Raw genomic sequence first — 17420 nt, 5'->3', positions numbered from 1 at the left:
GCGCGGAGCGCCGCGTACCCCTCATCCAACCTTCGCTAGGCAGCATAGCTGCCAAGCTGCGGTATCCTTCTCCCACAAGGGGAGAAGGTTTGGCGGACAAAGTTGTCATGCCGCCACCGCCCCATAGCCTTCGCGCTCGAGTTCAAGTGCGAGTTCAGCCCCGCCCGTCCGCGTGATCCGGCCGCCCTCAAGCACGTGGACGAAGTCGGGCTTCACATAATCGAGCAGCCGCTGATAATGCGTGATCAGCACCACTGCCTTGTCGGGCGCGCGCATGATGCGGTTGATGCCGTCGCCGACCACCCGCAGCGCGTCGATGTCGAGCCCGCTATCGGTTTCGTCGAGGATCGCGAGCCTGGGCGCGATGATCCCCATCTGCACCATCTCGTTGCGCTTCTTCTCGCCGCCGGAAAAGCCGACATTGACCGGACGCTTGAGCATCTCAGCATCCATCGACAGCGCCGCCGCCTCGGCGCGCGCCAGCTTGAGGAAGTCGCCGCCCGACAGCGGCCCCTCGCCCCGCGCGCGGCGCTGGCTGTTGAGCGCCTCGCGCAGGAACTGGACGTTTGATACGCCGGGAATCTCGACCGGATATTGGAAGCCGAGGAACAGTCCGGCGGCAGCACGCTCGTGCGGCGCCATCTCGAGCAAGTCCGCGCCGTCGAAGCTGACCGATCCCTCAGTCACCTCATAGCCGGGTCGCCCGCCGAGCACATAGCCAAGCGTCGACTTGCCCGCGCCGTTGGGCCCCATGATCGCATGCACTTCGCCCGCGTTCACCGCGAGCGAAAGGCCTTTGAGGATCGGCTTGCCGTCGATTTCGGCGTTGAGGTTTTCAATCTTGAGCATTCTCAGCATCTTTCAACTTATCTAACTGCCCGAGGTCGGCGCCGTAGCGGCGATAGACAGCCTGCAATTCACGAAGATGGTCAGCCTGCAGGGCGGCGGTGTCGACTTCCAAGTAGAGTCGATCGCCCTTGCCAACGACGCTCTTGATCGCATCGATACGCCCGAGCCATTCGAAATGGGCTCGCTCATCGCCTTCGGACCAATAAGTCGTGCTTTCGAAGAAGAGGGGGCTATCCAACCGACGTCTCCCGGCTGATCTCCCAATCCTGCACCTCGGAAGCCAACCATACGCCGTCACCCCGGCCTTGTGCCGGGGTCCACCGGGCCTCAAACCCCAGCGCATGCGGCTCCGTGGATGCCGGCACAAGGCCGGCATGACGGATGGGGGTGAGGATCATCCGACCGACCCCTCAAGCGAAATCCCCAGCAGCTTCTGCGCCTCGACCGCGAATTCCATCGGCAGCTGCTGCAGCACCTCGCGCGCGAAGCCGTTGACGATCAGCGCCACTGCGGCTTCCTGATCGAGCCCGCGCTGCATCGCGTAGAACAACTGATCCTCGCTGATCTTCGAGGTCGTCGCCTCATGCTCGATCTGCGCCGAGGGATTGCGCACCTCGATATAGGGTACGGTGTGCGCCCCACATTCGGATCCGAGCAGCAGGCTGTCGCACTGGGTGAAGTTGCGCACGCCTTCCGCGGTCGGAGCGACGCGCACCAGCCCGCGATAGGTATTGTTCGACCGCCCGGCGCTGATCCCCTTCGACACGATGGTCGAGCGCGACCCCTTGCCGAGATGGATCATCTTGGTGCCGGTGTCGGCCTGCTGGCGGTTGTTGGTCACCGCGACCGAATAGAATTCGCCGACCGAATTCTCGCCCGCCAGCACGCAACTGGGATATTTCCAGGTGATCGCCGACCCGGTCTCGACCTGGGTCCACGACACCTTGCTGTTCTTGCCCTGGCACAGCGCGCGCTTGGTGACGAAATTGTAGATCCCGCCCAGGCCATTCTCGTCGCCCGGATACCAGTTCTGGACCGTCGAATATTTGATCTCGGCATCGTCGAGCGCGACTAGTTCGACCACCGCGGCGTGGAGCTGGTTCTCGTCGCGCATCGGCGCGGTGCAGCCCTCTAGATACGAGACGTACGCGCCCTTGTCGGCGACGATCAGGGTGCGCTCGAACTGGCCGGTATTCTCGGCATTGATGCGAAAATAGGTCGACAGCTCCATCGGGCAGCGCACGCCCTCGGGCACGTAGACGAAGGTGCCGTCGGAAAAGACCGCGCTATTGAGCGTCGCGAAATAATTGTCGTGTTGGGGCACTACCTTGCCCAGCCACTTCTTCACCAGCTCGGGATATTCGCGGATCGCCTCGCTGATCGACAAGAAGATGACACCAGCCGCCTTCAGCTCCGCGCGGAACGTCGTCGCGACCGAGACGCTGTCGAACACTGCGTCAACCGCGATCTTGCGCGCGCCCTCGACCCCGGCGAGCACCTTCTGCTCCTCGATCGGAATGCCGAGCTTCTCATAGGTCCGCCGAATCTCGGGATCGAGATCGTCGAGGCTCGCGATCGTCTTCTTCGCCTTGGGCTCGGCGTAATAATAGGCGTCCTGATAATCGATCGGCGCGATGTCGAGTTTGGCCCAGTCGGGCGCTTCCATCGTCTGCCACAGCCGGAACGCCTTCAGCCGCCAGTCGAGCATCCATTCGGGCTCGTTCTTCTTGGCCGAGATGTAGCGGACGGTGTCTTCGCTCAGCCCCTTGGGCGCGAACTCCTGCTCGACGTCCGAGGCGAAGCCCCACTCATATTTCTTGTTCGCGGCGGCCAGCGCCTCTGCGTTCTTCGTCGCCATCAGAAATCCCCGGCCGCACAGCGGCCATCTAGAATCTTTGTGCCTTTGTGTCTTTGTGCGAGAAAAATAGACTCGCACGGAGACACGAAGCCACGAAGGAAGAGTGTTTTCGCCGCGCGCAGCATCAGGCCTGAACCTCCAGCGCAGGAGCAGCGGACAGGCTCGCGAGGCTCACGCCGGCCAGCACACCGCGGACGGCACCATTGACGGCATTCCAGTGCGGCTTCACGCGGCAGCTTTCCTCGACACAGCAATCGTGCGCGCCATGTTCGACGCACGCGGTCATCGCGATCGGCCCCTCGATCGCCTCAACGATGTCCGCCAGACTGATCGCCGCGGGCGGGCGCGACAGGCGAAACCCGCCGCCAGTGCCACGCTGGCTCTCGATAAGCCCGGCAGACGACAGCTTGCTCACCAATTTCTGTACGGTCGGCAGCGGCAAGCCAGTTTCTTCGGCCAAGCAGGTCGCGTTGAGACGCCCCACCCCGCCGCAATGGCGCGCAGCGGCGGACATCATCACCACGGCATAATCGGCCAGGCTGGAAAGACGCATTGTTGCGAACGACTCTCAAATCGGATCAAATCGATCCGATTGCCATGTGGGCGTGAGAGGGGGCTGCGTCAACCTGCTAAATTCCCTAAATCCCTCTCCCATCGGGAGAGGGAGGGAGCGGCGAAGCCTCGGAAGGGTGAGGGCAGGCTTGGGAGGTCCATTACCTGCCCCCACCCTTCCCACTCGGCTGCGCCGAGCGGACCCTTCCCTCTCCAACAAGGGGAGAGGGAGATTTAGGTACTCGTGATCAGCGGCCTCACCAGCCCCGACATCGCCAGCCGTTGCTGCACCGTGATCTCCGCCAGTGCGGTCGGGCGATCGCGGATTTGCTTCGGCGTCAGGCCAGTGAATTGCTTCACTTCGCGGATCAGATGCGACTGATCGTAAAAGCCGCGACCGACCGCGTCATCGAAGCTGATGTCGCCGCGGCACATTGCGACCGCCGCGCGTAGCGCACGATATTTGCGCGCCAGCAACTTCGGCGGCGCGCCGTAAAGTGTATTGCACTTGCGTTCGACCTGCCGGCGCGACAGCCCGGTGACCGCGATCAGGTCATCGATGTCGGGGGACGTGTTGCCTTCCAGCCATGCGTCCACCTGATGCGCGAAACTGACCGATTCCCGTGTCGCCCTGCACGTGAGTTCGCGGACCAGCGCCTCCGCGATCAGCACGCGTTCGTCCATATTCTCCGTATTCGCGATCGCCCGAAACGCGGCTTCGGCACGCGGGCGCAGGTTTGGCCCGACTTCCATTGCATCGTCGAGCATGTCCGACGCGTCGCCGCCGAGCATCGCAGCCCACCCAGCCGGCGTGATGCCGAACCCGAATAGCCGCACCGGCCCTTCTACGCGGCACTTGGTCGCGCCGCTGGTGGGGCCGACGACATGGATCGGATGGGCATATTTCTCCCCGCTCGGGAAATAATAACACGCGAAGCCAGGGCTCAGGCGAAAGCGGAATTGGGCATAGTCAGCCCGCTCCATATCTTCGAACCACGGCATGTCGGCGCGAAAATTATAGAATAATGTTACATGATCCGCGAGGTCGGGTGAAGGAACCCGATAATCGAGTTGGATATCCGACACGAAAGTTGCGCCCCTGTGTTTTTCTTTCGTAGCCCGGTTTTTATATCATTCCGGACGGAATCGCCACCCAAAATGAGTATATCGTCGGTTTGGCTTAACATAAGAAAGCGGCCCGATTTTCTTTCGAAAACCGGGCCGTCAAGGGAAAGAACCCCCTCCCAGGGGCCCTTCGGGTCGCATGCTTGTCCTAGGCCCTTCGTGCCCGAGTCGTATTGGATGGATTCGCCGTGTGGTGAATTTAGACCGTTTCCGTAACGTAAGGGGCTTTGACCCTCGCAGCGTGTCCTGCCATGGCCGCGCTCATGGCCTTTCTTGCTCGCCCATTGCTGTTCGCGATCGATGCCGAACGCGCGCATGGCCTGACCATCGATATGCTCGCGGCTTGGGGAGTGGTCGGAACACCGCTCGCCGCGCGGCCGCCATCGTTGCCGGTCACCGTTGCTGGGCTGACCTTTCCTAATCCGCTCGGTCTAGCCGCCGGCGCCGACAAGGACGGGCGAGCGATCGCCGGTTTTTTCGGCCTCGGCTTCGGCGCAGTCGAGATTGGTACGCTGACGCCGCTGCCGCAAGCGGGCAATCCCAAACCGCGGCTGTTTCGTCTCGTGGCCGATCGGGCGGTGATCAACCGAATGGGGTTCAATAATGGCGGGTTGGCCGCCGCGCTGCCGCGTGCACGATCCGCGAGGCGCACCGGCATGCTCGGCATCAATGTCGGCGCCAACAAGGACGCCGCCGATCGCATCGCCGATTACGAGAACGGGGTGGCGGCCGCCGCGCCCATCGCCGATTATGTCACGATCAATATCAGCTCGCCCAACACGCCGGGCCTGCGCGACCTGCAGCACGGCCCCGCGCTGACCGACTTGCTTGCCCGCGCCGCCGCGGCGCGCGGGACGACGCCACTGTTCCTCAAGGTCGCGCCCGATCAGGAACCTGCGCAAATCGACGAAATCGCCCGCGCCGCGATCCATGCCGGAATCGACGCGCTGATCGTCGGCAACACCACCGTCAGCCGCCCCTCATTGTCCTCCCCCAACGCGGACGAAAGCGGTGGGCTCTCGGGCGCGCCGCTCGCGACGCTCGCCGCGCAACGACTGCGCGATTTCAGGGCGGCGACCGGCGGCGCGCTGCCGCTCGTCGCGGTCGGCGGGATCGACAGCGGTGCCGAGGCCTATGCCCGCATCCGCGCCGGCGCGAGCCTGGTGCAGATCTATACCGGCCTCGTCTATGGCGGCCCATCGCTACCGGGACGAATCGTGCGCGATATGGAAGCGCTCATGCGGCGCGATGGTTTCGCTCAGATCGCAGAAGCAATCGGGGCGAGCTGACGTCTTCGGCCACAACGGGGAACCCTATGGCAATCTTCTCGGTCATCCACTTCCTGATCTTCGCGCTCATCTTCGCGATCATCCTGCTCGCGCCGATCGCGGTGATCGTCGGGCTGATTTTCGCGCTGCGCCGTAACCGTCGTCTATAGGTCGCGCGGCCGCAACGCCTTGTCTCTCATTCCCATGCCGTTAGGGTCGCCCGCCATGAAGAAGCTGTTCGTCGCCGCCGCCATCGCCCTCTCCACCATGGCGGCAACGGGGTCCGCCCGACAGCCCGCGCGGATCGCCAAGGTGGCCCAGCCCGCCGCAGCCGGCATGGTCAGCGCCGCCGATCCCCGCGCCGCGGCGGCCGGGGTCGAAATCCTCAACGCTGGCGGCAGCGCGACGGACGCGGCGATCGCGACGATGCTCGCGCTCAACGTCGTCGAGCCGCAAAGCTCCGGGATGGGCGGCGGCACGTTCTTCGTTCGCCATGACGCGGCGAACGGCAAGATCAACACGATCGACGGGCGGGAGGCGGCGCCGATGGCCGCCAACGGCAAGTGGTTCTACGACGCCAATGGCAAGCCGCTGTCGCACTTCGCGGCGGTCCCCGGCGGGCGAAGCGTCGGCGTCCCCGGACAACTCCGCGTGATGGCGATGGCGCATGCGCAATCGGGCAAGCTGCCTTGGGCGCGGCTGTTCCAGCCGGCGATACGACTGGCGCGCGATGGCTTCCAGGCGTCGCCGCGGCTCGCCAACGCGCTGACCCAATATGCCGCGCACATGGATTCGAACGCGCGCGCGATCTTCATGGATGCGTCGGGCAAGCCGTGGCCCGCGGGCACGATCATCAAGAACCCCAAACAGGCCGAGTTGTTCGACCGCGTCGCTCGCCTCGGGCCTAGCGCCTTCTATACCGGCGGCACCGCCCAACGGCTGGTCGCGACGGTCAATAACGCCCAGCGCAATCCGTCCAAGATGACCGTCAGCGACATCGGCAGCTATCGCGCCAAGCCGCGCGCGCCGTTGTGCGGCACCTATCGCGTCTACCGCATCTGCGGCATGGGCCCGCCCTCGTCGGGCGGGTTCACCGTGCTGATGATCCTGAAGCAGCTCGAGCGCTTCGACATGGCGAAGCTGGGCAAGGATTCGCCGGTCGCCTGGCATCTGTTCGCCGAAAGCTCGCGCCTCGCCTACGCCGACCGCGACATGTATGTCGGCGATCCCGATTTCGTCAGCGTGCCGCTCGCGGGCCTGCTGAGCCGCAATTACATCGCCTCGCGCTCGGCATTGATCTCGCCCGACAAGTCGATCGCCGACGTGGCACCGGGCACGCCGCCAGGCGCCCCGCCGCGCAAGCGCGTGCCGCCGAGCGAGACCCCCGGCACCACCGACCTCGTCGTCACCGACAAGGCAGGCAATGTGGTCGAAGTCACCACGACGATCGAGGGGCCGTGGGGATCGGGGCTGTCGGTCGACGGCATCATGCTCAACAACGAGCTGACCGATTTCGACATCGTCCCCGACAAGGACGGCTATCTGGTCGCCAACCGCGTCGGGCCGGGCAAACGCCCGCGCAGCTCGATGGCGCCGACCATCGTCTATGGCCCCGACGGCAAGGTCCGGCTGGCGATCGGCGCGGCCGGCGGGTCGACGATCATCGCCCAGGTGGCGAAGGCGATCGTCGCGGTGGTCGACTGGAAGATGAGCGCGCAGGACGCGATCGGCCTCGGGCTTGTCTATGCACCCGGCCAGACGGCGGTCGCCGAATCGGGCACGCAGGCCGAGGCGATGGCGCCGCAACTGCGCGCGCTGGGCGAGAAGATCATGGTCTCTCCGCTCGGGCTCAAGGCCAATGCGATCGAGCGCGTCGGCGGCAAATGGGTCGGTGCCGCCGATCCGCGCAGCGAAGGTGTCGCGATGGGACAGGACGGCAAGGTCACCGTGATCAGGCGGATGGGGATGGCGCCCAACCGCCCATCCGAATAACGTCGGCCTAAATGGCGCAGCCGAAAGCGGCGCGTCGTAAGGGAGAGACCGGATGCGGCAGATCGAGAAATTCCCCAACCTGGTCGCGATGTTCTTTACCCGCGCCCGGGCCGGGGGCGACCAGCCGTTTCTGTGGCGCAAGCAAGGCGACTCCTGGACCCCGCTCAGCTGGGTGGAGACGGCGCGGCAAGTCGCCAGCCTGGCAACAGCGCTGAAGGCGATCGGGCTGCAGCCCGGCGACCGCGTCATGCTGGTCAGCGAGAACCGTCCCGAATGGTGTATCAGCGATCTGGCGATCATGGCCGCCGGCTGCGTGACGGTGCCGACCTACATCACCAATACCGAACGCGACCACAGCCATATCATCGAGAATTCGGGCGCGCGTGCGATCATCGTCTCGACCGCCAAGCTCGCCCGCCCGCTGCTCCCCGCCGCCGCCCGCGCCAGCGAGGCCAAGATCGTCATCGGGCTGGAGGAGTTGCGCATCGGCCAGACCGATCTGGTCTATCATAATTGGTCGAAGCTGATCGCCGACCATCCGGCGCAACTCGACGACTTGCCGATCACCGCGAACCGCGATGATCTCGCCTGCATCATCTACACCTCAGGCACCGGCGGCGCGCCGCGCGGCGTGCGGCAGCATCACGGCGCGATCCTGCACAATGTCGAGGCGTGCTGCACGCTGATCGCCGAGGATTTCGGCTGGGAGGACGAAGTGTTCCTCTCCTTCCTCCCCCTTTCCCATGCCTATGAGCATACCGGCGGCCAGCATTTCCCGATCGGGCTCGGCGCGCAGATTTACTATGCGGAAGGGTTGGACAAGCTCGCCAGCAATATCGAGGAAGTTCGTCCGACGATCATGGTTGTGGTGCCGCGCCTGTTCGAGGTGCTGCGGACGCGCATCTCCAAGGCGGTCGAGAAACAGGGCGCCGTGTCCAATTACCTGCTCAGCCGCGCGGTCTCGATCGGCGGCAAGAAGGCCGCGGGCGGCGTGCCGTTCTACGACCAGCCGATGAACCTGATCGTGAAATCGCTATTGATGCCCAAGATCGCCAAGCGCTTTGGCGGGCGGATCAAGGCGATGGTATCGGGCGGCGCGCCGCTCAATCCCGAAATCGGCATCTTCTTCCAATCGCTCGGCCTGACCTTCCTGCAAGGCTATGGCCAGACCGAGGCGGCGCCGGTCATTTCGTGCAACCGCCCGCGCGCCGGCCTCAAGATGGACACGGTCGGCCCGCCGCTCGACGGGGTCGAGGTCCGGATCGCCGAGGATGGCGAGATCCTGGTCCGCGGCGAACTGGTCATGCACGGTTATTGGCGCAATCCCGAAGAAACCGCGCGCGTGCTCAAGGACGGCTGGCTGCATACCGGCGACATCGGGATGATCGACGACAAGGGCCGGATCAAGATCACCGACCGCAAGAAGGACCTGATCATCAACGACAAGGGTGACAATGTGTCGCCGCAAAAGGTCGAGGGCATGTTGACGCTGCAGCCCGAAATCGGTCAGGCGATGATCGCCGGAGACCGGCGGCCCTATATGGTCGCGGTACTGGTGCCCGATCCCGAATGGACCCAGGAATGGTGCGCCAGGACCGGGGCCGCGTGCAATTCGAAGGCGCTTGCCGACGATCTCGACTATCGCGCCGCGCTGCTCGCCGCGGTCGAGCGGGTCAACAAGGACTTGTCGGTGGTCGAGCGCGTCCGCCGCTTCATCCTGGCCGACGAACCGTTCACGATCGAGAACCAGCAGATGACGCCCAGCTTGAAGATCCGGCGTCATGTGTTGAAGGAGGTGTACGGCCCGCGATTGGACGCGCTCTACAAAGGGTAATTCCCCTCCCGTTTACGCGCGTGAGGTCGGCCATGCCCCGGCATGGCCTGAAGAGCGCGGGGCGCTCTTCACCTCACGCGGGGCTAGGGGAGGGCATGTCCCGTCAAGACAAAGGGTCTATCGACTCTTCAGAACGCGCCTTCAGCTCGACCCGTTCACCACCGGGATCAGCTCATAGATGTCGAGCATCTGGTCGCCCTGCCCGTCATTCTTGACGAGCGCCATCCGCCAGCGGAACGGCGCGATGCGCTCAATCACCGCGGCGACGTCGCGCTGCCGTACTTGGCCATATGGCGGGGCCGATGGCGCCTGCTGCGGACGCAGCGTGCCCAGGAAGATCAGGCGCTTGTCCTTATCGTCGTCGAACAACCAGCCGCCGGGCAATTGCGTACCGGTCTGCTTGGTGAAGCTCTGCTTTCCGTCGACCATTGCGATATAGCAGAAATCGGACTTGTAGCTGACCACACCGCGCCGGCCGCCAATCCTGACCAGCCTGCACTGATAGGATCCTGGCGAGAGCGCGGGCGCGTCGAGCGCCGACTTTGGATCGAGCAACGGCCTTTCCGCGGCGACGCGCGCCCGGGCACCCGCCGGCACCGCCGCCAGCATGCGCTGCATGCGATCGCCCAGACCCTCGATCCGCGCCTGATCGTCGGCCGTCGCGGTCGCCCGCCAGCCGGTCGGCTGTTCGACGGGGGCACCGGCGGCGACGGTCACCACTGCCTTCGGGCCCGTTGTGCATCCGGCCAGGGCGACGCCAAGCGTCGCCACTCCGACCAAGAACCAGCGCATCTCTGCCCCCTTCTCTTCGGCTAAATAACTTGTTTTCAGAATGTTGCCTAAAGGTGACCGGAGATAGTTAACAAAAGGTTAAAATCTGCGGTGGAACGCTGGCATCAAAGCGGTTGACCGCACCCGGCGCACGATCCGCCGATGCCTGTTACAAGCATACCACCTTGTTACTTTTGATGACACCAGTAACGACCCTAATCCGCTACGCACGGTTTGGGCCGGCGCGCCCGACGGCAAGCGCCCGGACTCGGGCCCCTTGGCTATTCGCGCAGCAGTGGCGACAGCGCCTTCATTCGCTTCTCCCGTCCGGCGAGCACTCGGCCGGACAGGAGATCTTGGTCATTGCGGAATGTCCCGGATGAGGCCGTCAACCGATGAGGAAGGCGTATGCCGAGCTTCCGTCAGCACTCATCGCCCCCGATCCGCGATCGCGGCCGCGCTTGGGCGGTGAGTGTCCGGCCGGTGTCCGCGAACGCCTTTTGCAGCTTCCTATTGCGCCCCGCCCGCGACGCTCAGCCCTGCCTTCGCCGCCACCGCCTTGGGCACCACTTCCATCGTCCAGTCCCGGTCCGGCCGTAGATACTTGGCCGCCACTGCCTGGAGATCGGCGGCGGTCACGTTCTGATAATCCAGCAGGATGCTGCGCGCCGAGGCGATCTTGCGCGGATCATAGGCCGCGCCCGACAACAGGTTGAGCCAGAAGGTATTCCCGGTCGAGGCCCGCATGACATATTGCTGCATCGGCGTCTTCGCCCGCTGCAGTTCGTCGTCGCTGATCGGGTTCTTGACCAGGTCGGTCGCGATCTCACGCGACAGGCGGAAGAAGAGGTCGGTCTTGTCGGGCGGCACCTGGCCTATCGCCATGATCCGCCCGCCGCTCGCGGCGCCGTCGGGCCAACTCGACCCGACGCTGGGCGAATAGCTCGCGCCCGCTTCGGTGCGCAGCCGGTCGTACAGCCGGTCGCTGAACACCTGCGCCAGCACGTCGAGCTTGCGGCTTTCGGGAACGCCCTCGACACCGCCGCCGGTCGGCCAGGCGATCAGCGCGACCGCCTGATTCTCCTGGCCCGAATGCGTCCGCACGATCGGCGTCGCATTATGCTCGGGGAATTTGATCGGCGGCGCGGCGGCGGCGGGTGCCGCGCGCGGCTTCAGGGCGCCGAAGGTCGCCGCGACGGCAGCGATCGCCTCGTCGCCCTTGACGTCGCCGAACACTTCCACCTCGATCGGGCCCGATGCCAGGATCGGCTGCCAGAAGGTGCGGAACTGCGCCGGGGTCAACGCCGATACGGTCGCCGCGGGCGGAATCCCCCAGCGTGGATCCTTGTCGTGCAGGAACCATTCGAGGTCGCGGCTGAGCACGCCGTCGGGCGAGGAATCGAGTCCCGGATAGCCCGCCAGCATCACTGCCTTGGCGCGTGCCAGCGGCGCGGGATCCCAGCCGGGTGTACTCAATTTGTCGGCGAACAGCCGCAGCTGATCCTTGTAATCCTGCGGCGAGGTGACGCCGGCGAGCGTGAAGGCATCGTCGTCGATTCCGAAATCGAAGCCGAGCCGCCGGCCCGTCGCCAACTGGTCGAGTTGTTCCTGGCCCAATTTGCCGATTCCGCTCGGCACCAGCGCCATATCGCCTGCCCAGGCCGGCGTGCGGTGGTCGGACGGGATGGCGTTATATCCGCCGCCCCAGCGTACGCGGACATAGACGCGGTTGGTCTCGCTCGAATTGACGAACAGCAGCAGGCGCACGCCATTGGCGAACACGACCTTCTGCATCTCGAGATCGGGGATGCTCTCGGTGCTGACGACCTTGCCCGGCGCGCCCAGCGGCGGCAGCTTGGAGAAGTCGATCGCGGCCAGCGCGGTGCGCTTGGGCGCCAGCTTCGACACATCGGCGTCGAGCGCGGCGGCCAGCTTGGTTGCCGCCGCCGGATCGGCGGCCGGCGTGGTGATGAAGGCGCGGGTCGCATCGCCCTGGAAGACGCGCTTGGTCGACGCCAGGATCGATGCGGGCGTGAACATGCCCTTGGCGCGCGCGTCGGTCAGGATCTTGTACGACACGTCGGGCGCCGCGACCGTCTCGCGGATGTCGAGCGCCTGGACCATATTGTCGGCCTGCGCCGACCCTGCCTCTACGCGCGAAGTATCGACGCCATTCTTCATCGCGGCATCATATTCGGCGAGTTCGCGAGTGAGTTCGGCCTGGCTCGGTGGGTTGGCCTGAGCATCGGCGATCACCGCGCGCACGTCTTTCAGCGCCTGTTCCCAGTTGTTGCCGACCGGCACGATGTTGACGAACGTGCCGTTGACCGAGCGCGACACGTCGTCGAGGCTGACTTGCGCCTGGAGGAAACTACCCCCGGCGCGCGCGCGCGATTCCAGCCGGCGATTGATGATCTGAATCGCGATCAGGTCGACCAGGCGCTTCTGGTTGAACAGGATCAGGTCGTTGTTGAAATGCCAGGGACGCAGCACCGCCATCGACACCAGGGTCGGCAGGCCGGGCTCGACCAGCGTGCCGGTGGTCGGCTGCTTGCTCGCCGGGGTGCCGAAATCGGGGTCGGCCGGATTGGGACCCTTACCCTTCCAGCTCGAGAAATTCTTGTCGACCAGGGTCTCGAACACCAGCGGATCGACATCGCCCGAGATGATCACGACGGCCCGCTCGGGCCGGTACCATTTGTCGTGGAACGCCCGCAGGCTGGCGGCGGTGGCCGCTTCCAGCGTCTTGGTCGTCCCGATCGGCGACCGTGTCGCGAACGGCTGACCCGCGAAGATCGTCGCGCGCTGGGCATCGCCGAAGCGCACCTGCGGCCCTGGCGCCTCGCGCTGTTCGGCCATTACTACCGGTCGCTCCGAATTGACCACCTTGTCGTCGAAGCTCGGCGCTTCCATCATCCCCGACAGGATCTTCAGGCTCTCGTCGACCGAGGCTGGCGTGGCGGACGGCAGATCGAGCTTGAACACCGTCTGGGTGAACGTGGTCTGCGCATTGGTGTCGCTGCCGAAGGTCGCGCCCAGCCGCTGCCAGGTGCGCTTCGCCTCATTGTCGGCGACATATTGGCTGCCGCGGAACACCAGATGCTCCATGAAATGAGCATAGCCCTGTTCGCTGTCGTCCTCGTACAGCGAGCCCGCATCGATGCGCACGCGGATCGACACCTGGCCCGGCGGCACGCCGTTCTTGCGTACCGCATAACGCAAGCCGTTGGGCAAGGTCCCGAAATGCCATTCGGCATCCGGGGTAATATCGCTGCCCTTGAACAGCCAGGGCGAGCGATCGACTTCCGGGCGGACGGCGAGCGGCGCCGGCGCAGTCGGAGCTGTGTGCTGGGCGATCGCCGGGAGCGACATCCCGAGAGCAATGGTGACGAGGACGGCGAGACGCGGAACGCGGAACGTAATGGCCATGTCGCCTGTGTAGGGCGTCGTCCGGCGAGCGGCAACCGCCCTCGCCTCAACAGTAAAAGGTCATATCCTGCCCCTTGTGTCGCCACTTTTTCGACCCAGATCGGGGCTAGCGGCAATTGTGCGCTGCCGCATCGGTATAGCGTATTCGACATTTTTTGGCTCGATCGGCCCTCGTGCGACATTTGGTGCCGGTCCCGTTGGACGATGAAGAGGCTTTGTGAGCGTCGATCAGCAGCTGGAGCCGTCAGTATTGCGGCAGAAATCGGGCAACGTCGCCGAAGGCAGCGTGCCCAATATGACCGTGATATCGGGCACGCCCCAATCCGATGGCGCGCCGATCGGCGGCAAGGCCGAGAAGCGGCCGTTCATCATCCGCTATGGCAAGCATTTGCGCGGGTTCTTCGACCGGATGATCGCCTCGTCGTCACTGGTGCCGAACGACCCGGTGCTCGACGTCCGCGACTTCCCCTGGACCCAGCATCTGCGCGACAATTGGCAAGCGATCCGCGACGAGATGCTCGACGCGGCGATGGGCGACAAATCACCCTCGCTGTCGAGCATTTCGCCCGACCATCGCGCGATCGCCCCGGTCAACAAGTGGCGCAGTTTCTTCTTGTGGGGGTACGGTTATCGGATCGACGAGAATATCGAGCGCTGTCCGACGACCACCGCGACCGTCGCGAAGATTCCCAACCTCAACAGCGCGTTCTTTTCGATCCTCGCGCCGGGCACCCACATCCCGGCGCATCGCGGCGTGACCAAGGGGCTGATCACGTGCCACCTCGGCCTGATCGTGCCCAGGGACGGCGACGTCCGGATGCGCGTCGACGACCGTATCGTGCGCTGGGCCGAGGGCGAGACCCTGGTGTTCGACGACACCTATGATCACGAAGTGTGGAACGACACCGACAATATCCGTGTCGTCCTGCTCATCCAGATCAAGCGCCCGCTGCGCAACCCCGGCAAGTGGATCGCCGACACGTTCCTCAACGTCGTCCGCCGCTCGGCCTTCGTCCAGGAAGCGCGCGATAACGTGATGGCCTGGAACGACGCTGTGAAACAGCTCGACGTCTGAGCGTTTCGCGCGCCTGGCAGGCGGCGGTGAACGACCGAACGCCAATAGGGATAGCCCGCCCATGGCAACAATAGGTTTCCCCATCGGCGCTTGATCCGGAGCACCTTACGGCCCACATCATGAATATGCTGATCGAAACCGAAGCCACGCCCAATCCGGCGACCCTAAAGTTCCTGCCCGGCCGGACCGTGATGGACGCGGGTACGCGCGACTTTGCGACACCTGAAGAGGCTGACGCGTCGCCGCTCGCCGAGGCGCTGTTCAACCTGGGCGATGTCACCGGAGTGTTCTTCGGCCGCGATTTCGTTTCGGTCACGGCGGGTCCGGGTGTCGACTGGCCGGGACTGAAGCCCGACGTGCTGGCGATCCTGCTCGACCATTTCTCTGCCGGCATGCCACTGTTCAAGCCGGCGTCCGCGGCTGGTATCAGCGTTCCTGGAGACGATGCGGGCCTGAACGACGATCCCGCCGATGCCGAGATCGTCGCGCAGATCCGCGAACTGATCGATACGCGCGTCCGCCCTGCCGTCGCGAATGACGGCGGCGACATCATCTATCAGGGGTTCGAGAAGGGGAAGGTATTCCTGCGCATGCAGGGCGCGTGCTCAGGCTGTCCGTCCTCGACCGCGACACTCAAGAACGGCATCGAGCAATTGCTCAAATATTACGTTCCCGAAGTTACCGAGGTTCGTGCGGTCTGAGCTGCGCCGGTCGACGTCTTTCACGCATCAATACAGGAGAATGGCCATGGGCGAGAAGCTCACGGACAGCGCACTCGACACGATCTTCCGCACCGCGCGCACCTATAACGGCTATACCGACGCACCGGTCACCCAGGACGATATCAAGGCGATCTACGAGCTGGTGAAGATGGGCCCGACCTCGGCCAACCAGCAGCCCGCGCGGTTCGTATGGTTGTTGAGCCAGGACGCCAAGGACAAGCTCGCCACCGCCGCCAGCGCGACCAATGCCGACAAGATCCGCAAGGCGCCGGCCAGTGTGATCATCGCCTATGACACGGAATTCCACGAGCATCTGCCGGAATTCTTCCCGCACGTCGACGCGCGGCCCTGGTTCGCCGAGCCGGTATCGCGCGAGCGCCACGCTTTCCTCAACTCAACGCTGCAGGCCGCCTATTTCATCATCGCCGCGCGCGCCTTGGGGTTCGACACCGGCCCGATGACCGGGTTCAACAACGCCGCGGTCGATGCCGCTTTCTTCGCCGACCAGCCCAATTACCGCTCGACGATCCTCTCGACACTCGGTCATGGCGACCCGGCGAGCATCTTCGGCCGCCTGCCGCGGCCGGCATTCGAGAAGTTCAACACAGTTCTCTGAGAAAAAATCGTCACCCCAGCGCAAGCTGGGGTCTCAAGAGGCTTGAGATAAGCGTCGGGTCGGATCGTCCCCCGGACGATCCTTAAGTGTGAGGGCCTTAAGTGTACGGGGCACACTTAACCCGACGCTCGTTCGCTGGCATGACGGTCAAATGCGCACGCTCGTCATCGAAACCGCCACCGCCGCCTGTTCGGTTGCCCTGATCGAAGGGGCCGCGGTGGTCGCGTCGGCGCATGAGGTCGTCGGGCGGGGTCATGCCGAACGGCTGGTGCCGATGATCGCGGCATTGCCCGATGGTGGCCGTGCCGACGCGATCCTGGTCGATTGCGGTCCGGGCAGCTTTACCGGCATCCGCGTCGGCATCGCCGCCGCGCGCGGACTCGGTTTGGGCTGGGGCGTGCCGGTACAGGGTTTCTCCTCTCTGCCGCTCGTCGCGGCCGCCGCCTTTGCGAGCGACCAATCGATCGCCGGCCCTCTTGCCGTTGTGCTGGAAGGCGGGCATGGCGAGGTCTTCATGCAGACGTTCTACGGCCCCCCGGTGCGAGTCCACGGCCCGCTGGAATCTCTTTCTCCGGTTGATGCCCGGCGCAAGCTCGGGGGTATGCACGCTGTCGGCGATGGTTTGCGCTGGCTTAGCTTTGACGATCCTCGCTCGGCTCCCGGGGGTGCGCTTCCCAACGCGGCGGCCCTGCCCCTGCTGCCCCTCGCCCTGACCAGCTTGCCGCCGCGTCCGATCTATGGCCGTGCACCCGACGCCAAGCCCATGGCGCCAGAAAAGCCAGGCGCATGAGCACCGCGGCGATCGATCTGCGCGACGGCGATGTCCGCGATCTCGATCGGGTCGACCGGATCATGGCGGACGCCTTCGACGCGCGCTGGGGCGAGGCGTGGACGCGAAGTCAGGTGATCGGAATATTGGCAGTTCCCGGCGTGTGGCTGACGATCGCAGAACTCAACGGTCGCGCCGTCGGTTTCGCATTGACGCGCGGCGTGCTGGACGAAGCCGAGTTATTGTTGCTCGCAGTCATGCCCGAAGCCCGCCGGCGCGGTGTCGGTGCGGCCTTGCTTCGCGCGGTGATGGCCGATTGCGCCGCTCGCAAGATTTCGCGCATCCATCTGGAAGTCCGCGCCGGCAACGACGCTATAAAATTATACAGCAGTTCTGGCTTTTCCAAGATCGGCGAACGCCGCGACTATTATCGCGGAGTCGATGGCAGGACTTATTCGGCGCTAACGCTTCATCGCAAGATTGCGTGAATAATCTCATTTGCTTGGGGTTAGTCCTTGCACTTCTATCCAAAATGGATCAAAGCCCCGCGGCGTTGGGGG

16 protein-coding genes are annotated in these 17420 nt (G+C 64.7%); 9 read left to right on the top strand and 7 right to left on the bottom strand.

Features of this window, described 5'->3' with window-relative positions:
* Positions 1 to 105: 105 nt before the first annotated feature.
* The 5 genes from sufC to AC1DRD_RS21605 all read right to left on the bottom strand — a co-directional run bounded on the left by sufC (position 106) and on the right by AC1DRD_RS21605 (position 4345).
* On the bottom strand, positions 106 to 849 hold the full coding sequence (sufC, locus tag AC1DRD_RS21625; RefSeq protein ID WP_478042978.1) for a Fe-S cluster assembly ATPase SufC: 744 nt from the start codon (positions 847 to 849) through the stop codon (positions 106 to 108).
* The gene (locus tag AC1DRD_RS21620) at positions 836 to 1087 is read right to left on the bottom strand and encodes a hypothetical protein (RefSeq protein ID WP_478042977.1); all 252 of its coding nucleotides are present in this window, start codon (positions 1085 to 1087) and stop codon (positions 836 to 838) included. Before AC1DRD_RS21620 ends, sufC begins: the two co-directional genes overlap by 14 nt.
* A 156-nt stretch (positions 1088 to 1243) precedes the next feature.
* Complete coding sequence (sufB, locus tag AC1DRD_RS21615) at positions 1244 to 2707, bottom strand: Fe-S cluster assembly protein SufB (RefSeq protein WP_478032667.1); 1464 nt, start codon at positions 2705 to 2707, stop codon at positions 1244 to 1246.
* A 124-nt stretch (positions 2708 to 2831) separates the two neighbouring features.
* Entirely contained in the window at positions 2832 to 3260 is a 429-nt protein-coding gene (locus AC1DRD_RS21610) for an SUF system Fe-S cluster assembly regulator (RefSeq protein ID WP_478042976.1), read from the bottom strand.
* 233 nt (positions 3261 to 3493) lie between these two features.
* Complete coding sequence (locus AC1DRD_RS21605) at positions 3494 to 4345, bottom strand: helix-turn-helix domain-containing protein (protein ID WP_478032665.1); 852 nt, start codon at positions 4343 to 4345, stop codon at positions 3494 to 3496.
* A 302-nt stretch (positions 4346 to 4647) separates the two neighbouring features.
* Here AC1DRD_RS21605 and AC1DRD_RS21600 point away from each other — a divergent pair, with 302 nt between their 5' ends.
* Genes AC1DRD_RS21600 through AC1DRD_RS21585 form a run of 4 tightly spaced genes read left to right on the top strand, consistent with a single transcriptional unit; the run spans position 4648 to position 9478 of the window.
* A complete protein-coding gene (locus AC1DRD_RS21600) occupies positions 4648 to 5673 on the top strand; it encodes a quinone-dependent dihydroorotate dehydrogenase (RefSeq protein WP_478042975.1) in 1026 nt (341 codons plus the stop codon).
* Between the two features lie 26 nt (positions 5674 to 5699).
* Positions 5700 to 5822, top strand: a complete 123-nt coding sequence (locus tag AC1DRD_RS21595) for a hypothetical protein (RefSeq protein WP_478042974.1) — start codon at positions 5700 to 5702, stop codon at positions 5820 to 5822.
* Between the two features lie 55 nt (positions 5823 to 5877).
* Positions 5878 to 7644 carry a gamma-glutamyltransferase gene (gene ggt, locus AC1DRD_RS21590; RefSeq protein ID WP_478042973.1) on the top strand — a complete coding sequence of 589 codons (1767 nt, stop codon included), beginning with the start codon at positions 5878 to 5880 and terminating at the stop codon, positions 7642 to 7644.
* Between the two features lie 52 nt (positions 7645 to 7696).
* The gene (locus tag AC1DRD_RS21585; protein ID WP_478042972.1) at positions 7697 to 9478 is read left to right on the top strand and encodes an AMP-dependent synthetase/ligase; all 1782 of its coding nucleotides are present in this window, start codon (positions 7697 to 7699) and stop codon (positions 9476 to 9478) included.
* A 141-nt stretch (positions 9479 to 9619) separates the two neighbouring features.
* On the opposite strand, the gene AC1DRD_RS21580 is transcribed toward AC1DRD_RS21585, so the two are convergent.
* Both AC1DRD_RS21580 and AC1DRD_RS21575 read right to left on the bottom strand, forming a co-directional pair.
* Positions 9620 to 10270 (bottom strand): DUF4893 domain-containing protein, encoded by a 651-nt coding sequence (locus AC1DRD_RS21580; protein WP_478032659.1) that lies wholly within the window; start codon positions 10268 to 10270, stop codon positions 9620 to 9622.
* 489 nt (positions 10271 to 10759) lie between these two features.
* Positions 10760 to 13678, bottom strand: a complete 2919-nt coding sequence (locus tag AC1DRD_RS21575; RefSeq protein WP_478042971.1) for a M16 family metallopeptidase — start codon at positions 13676 to 13678, stop codon at positions 10760 to 10762.
* 217 nt (positions 13679 to 13895) lie between these two features.
* On the opposite strand from AC1DRD_RS21575, the gene AC1DRD_RS21570 reads away from it, so the two are divergent.
* The 5 genes from AC1DRD_RS21570 (at position 13896) to rimI (ending at position 17348) form a co-directional block, all read left to right on the top strand.
* Positions 13896 to 14753 (top strand): aspartyl/asparaginyl beta-hydroxylase domain-containing protein, encoded by an 858-nt coding sequence (locus AC1DRD_RS21570; RefSeq protein ID WP_478042970.1) that lies wholly within the window; start codon positions 13896 to 13898, stop codon positions 14751 to 14753.
* 125 nt (positions 14754 to 14878) lie between these two features.
* Positions 14879 to 15454 (top strand): NifU family protein, encoded by a 576-nt coding sequence (locus AC1DRD_RS21565; protein WP_478032694.1) that lies wholly within the window; start codon positions 14879 to 14881, stop codon positions 15452 to 15454.
* Between the two features lie 46 nt (positions 15455 to 15500).
* Positions 15501 to 16091 carry a malonic semialdehyde reductase gene (locus tag AC1DRD_RS21560; RefSeq protein ID WP_478032653.1) on the top strand — a complete coding sequence of 197 codons (591 nt, stop codon included), beginning with the start codon at positions 15501 to 15503 and terminating at the stop codon, positions 16089 to 16091.
* A 151-nt stretch (positions 16092 to 16242) separates the two neighbouring features.
* Positions 16243 to 16881 carry a tRNA (adenosine(37)-N6)-threonylcarbamoyltransferase complex dimerization subunit type 1 TsaB gene (tsaB, locus tag AC1DRD_RS21555; protein WP_478042969.1) on the top strand — a complete coding sequence of 213 codons (639 nt, stop codon included), beginning with the start codon at positions 16243 to 16245 and terminating at the stop codon, positions 16879 to 16881.
* Entirely contained in the window at positions 16878 to 17348 is a 471-nt protein-coding gene (gene rimI / locus AC1DRD_RS21550) for a ribosomal protein S18-alanine N-acetyltransferase (RefSeq protein WP_478042968.1), read from the top strand. Before tsaB ends, rimI begins: the two co-directional genes overlap by 4 nt.
* The last annotated feature ends 72 nt before the right edge of the window (positions 17349 to 17420 follow it).

Source organism: Sphingomonas sp. P4_G2, from assembly GCF_056401155.1.
This window is presented reverse-complemented; position numbering and strand designations above follow the sequence as displayed.

Excerpts from the sequence above, each read along its gene's own strand:
- AC1DRD_RS21595 (WP_478042974.1), top strand. The coding sequence starts at position 5,700 with ATGGCAATCTTCTCGGTCATCCACTTCCTGATCTTCGCGCTCATCTTC.
- rimI (WP_478042968.1), top strand. The coding sequence starts at position 16,878 with ATGAGCACCGCGGCGATCGATCTGCGCGACGGCGATGTCCGCGATCTC.
- tsaB (WP_478042969.1), top strand. The coding sequence starts at position 16,243 with ATGCGCACGCTCGTCATCGAAACCGCCACCGCCGCCTGTTCGGTTGCC.
- AC1DRD_RS21610 (WP_478042976.1), bottom strand. The coding sequence starts at position 3,260 with ATGCGTCTTTCCAGCCTGGCCGATTATGCCGTGGTGATGATGTCCGCC.
- ggt (WP_478042973.1), top strand. The coding sequence starts at position 5,878 with ATGAAGAAGCTGTTCGTCGCCGCCGCCATCGCCCTCTCCACCATGGCG.
- AC1DRD_RS21580 (WP_478032659.1), bottom strand. The coding sequence starts at position 10,270 with ATGCGCTGGTTCTTGGTCGGAGTGGCGACGCTTGGCGTCGCCCTGGCC.
- sufC (WP_478042978.1), bottom strand. The coding sequence starts at position 849 with ATGCTCAAGATTGAAAACCTCAACGCCGAAATCGACGGCAAGCCGATC.
- AC1DRD_RS21585 (WP_478042972.1), top strand. The coding sequence starts at position 7,697 with ATGCGGCAGATCGAGAAATTCCCCAACCTGGTCGCGATGTTCTTTACC.
- AC1DRD_RS21575 (WP_478042971.1), bottom strand. The coding sequence starts at position 13,678 with ATGGCCATTACGTTCCGCGTTCCGCGTCTCGCCGTCCTCGTCACCATT.
- AC1DRD_RS21560 (WP_478032653.1), top strand. The coding sequence starts at position 15,501 with ATGGGCGAGAAGCTCACGGACAGCGCACTCGACACGATCTTCCGCACC.
- AC1DRD_RS21600 (WP_478042975.1), top strand. The coding sequence starts at position 4,648 with ATGGCCTTTCTTGCTCGCCCATTGCTGTTCGCGATCGATGCCGAACGC.
- sufB (WP_478032667.1), bottom strand. The coding sequence starts at position 2,707 with ATGGCGACGAAGAACGCAGAGGCGCTGGCCGCCGCGAACAAGAAATAT.
- AC1DRD_RS21565 (WP_478032694.1), top strand. The coding sequence starts at position 14,879 with ATGCTGATCGAAACCGAAGCCACGCCCAATCCGGCGACCCTAAAGTTC.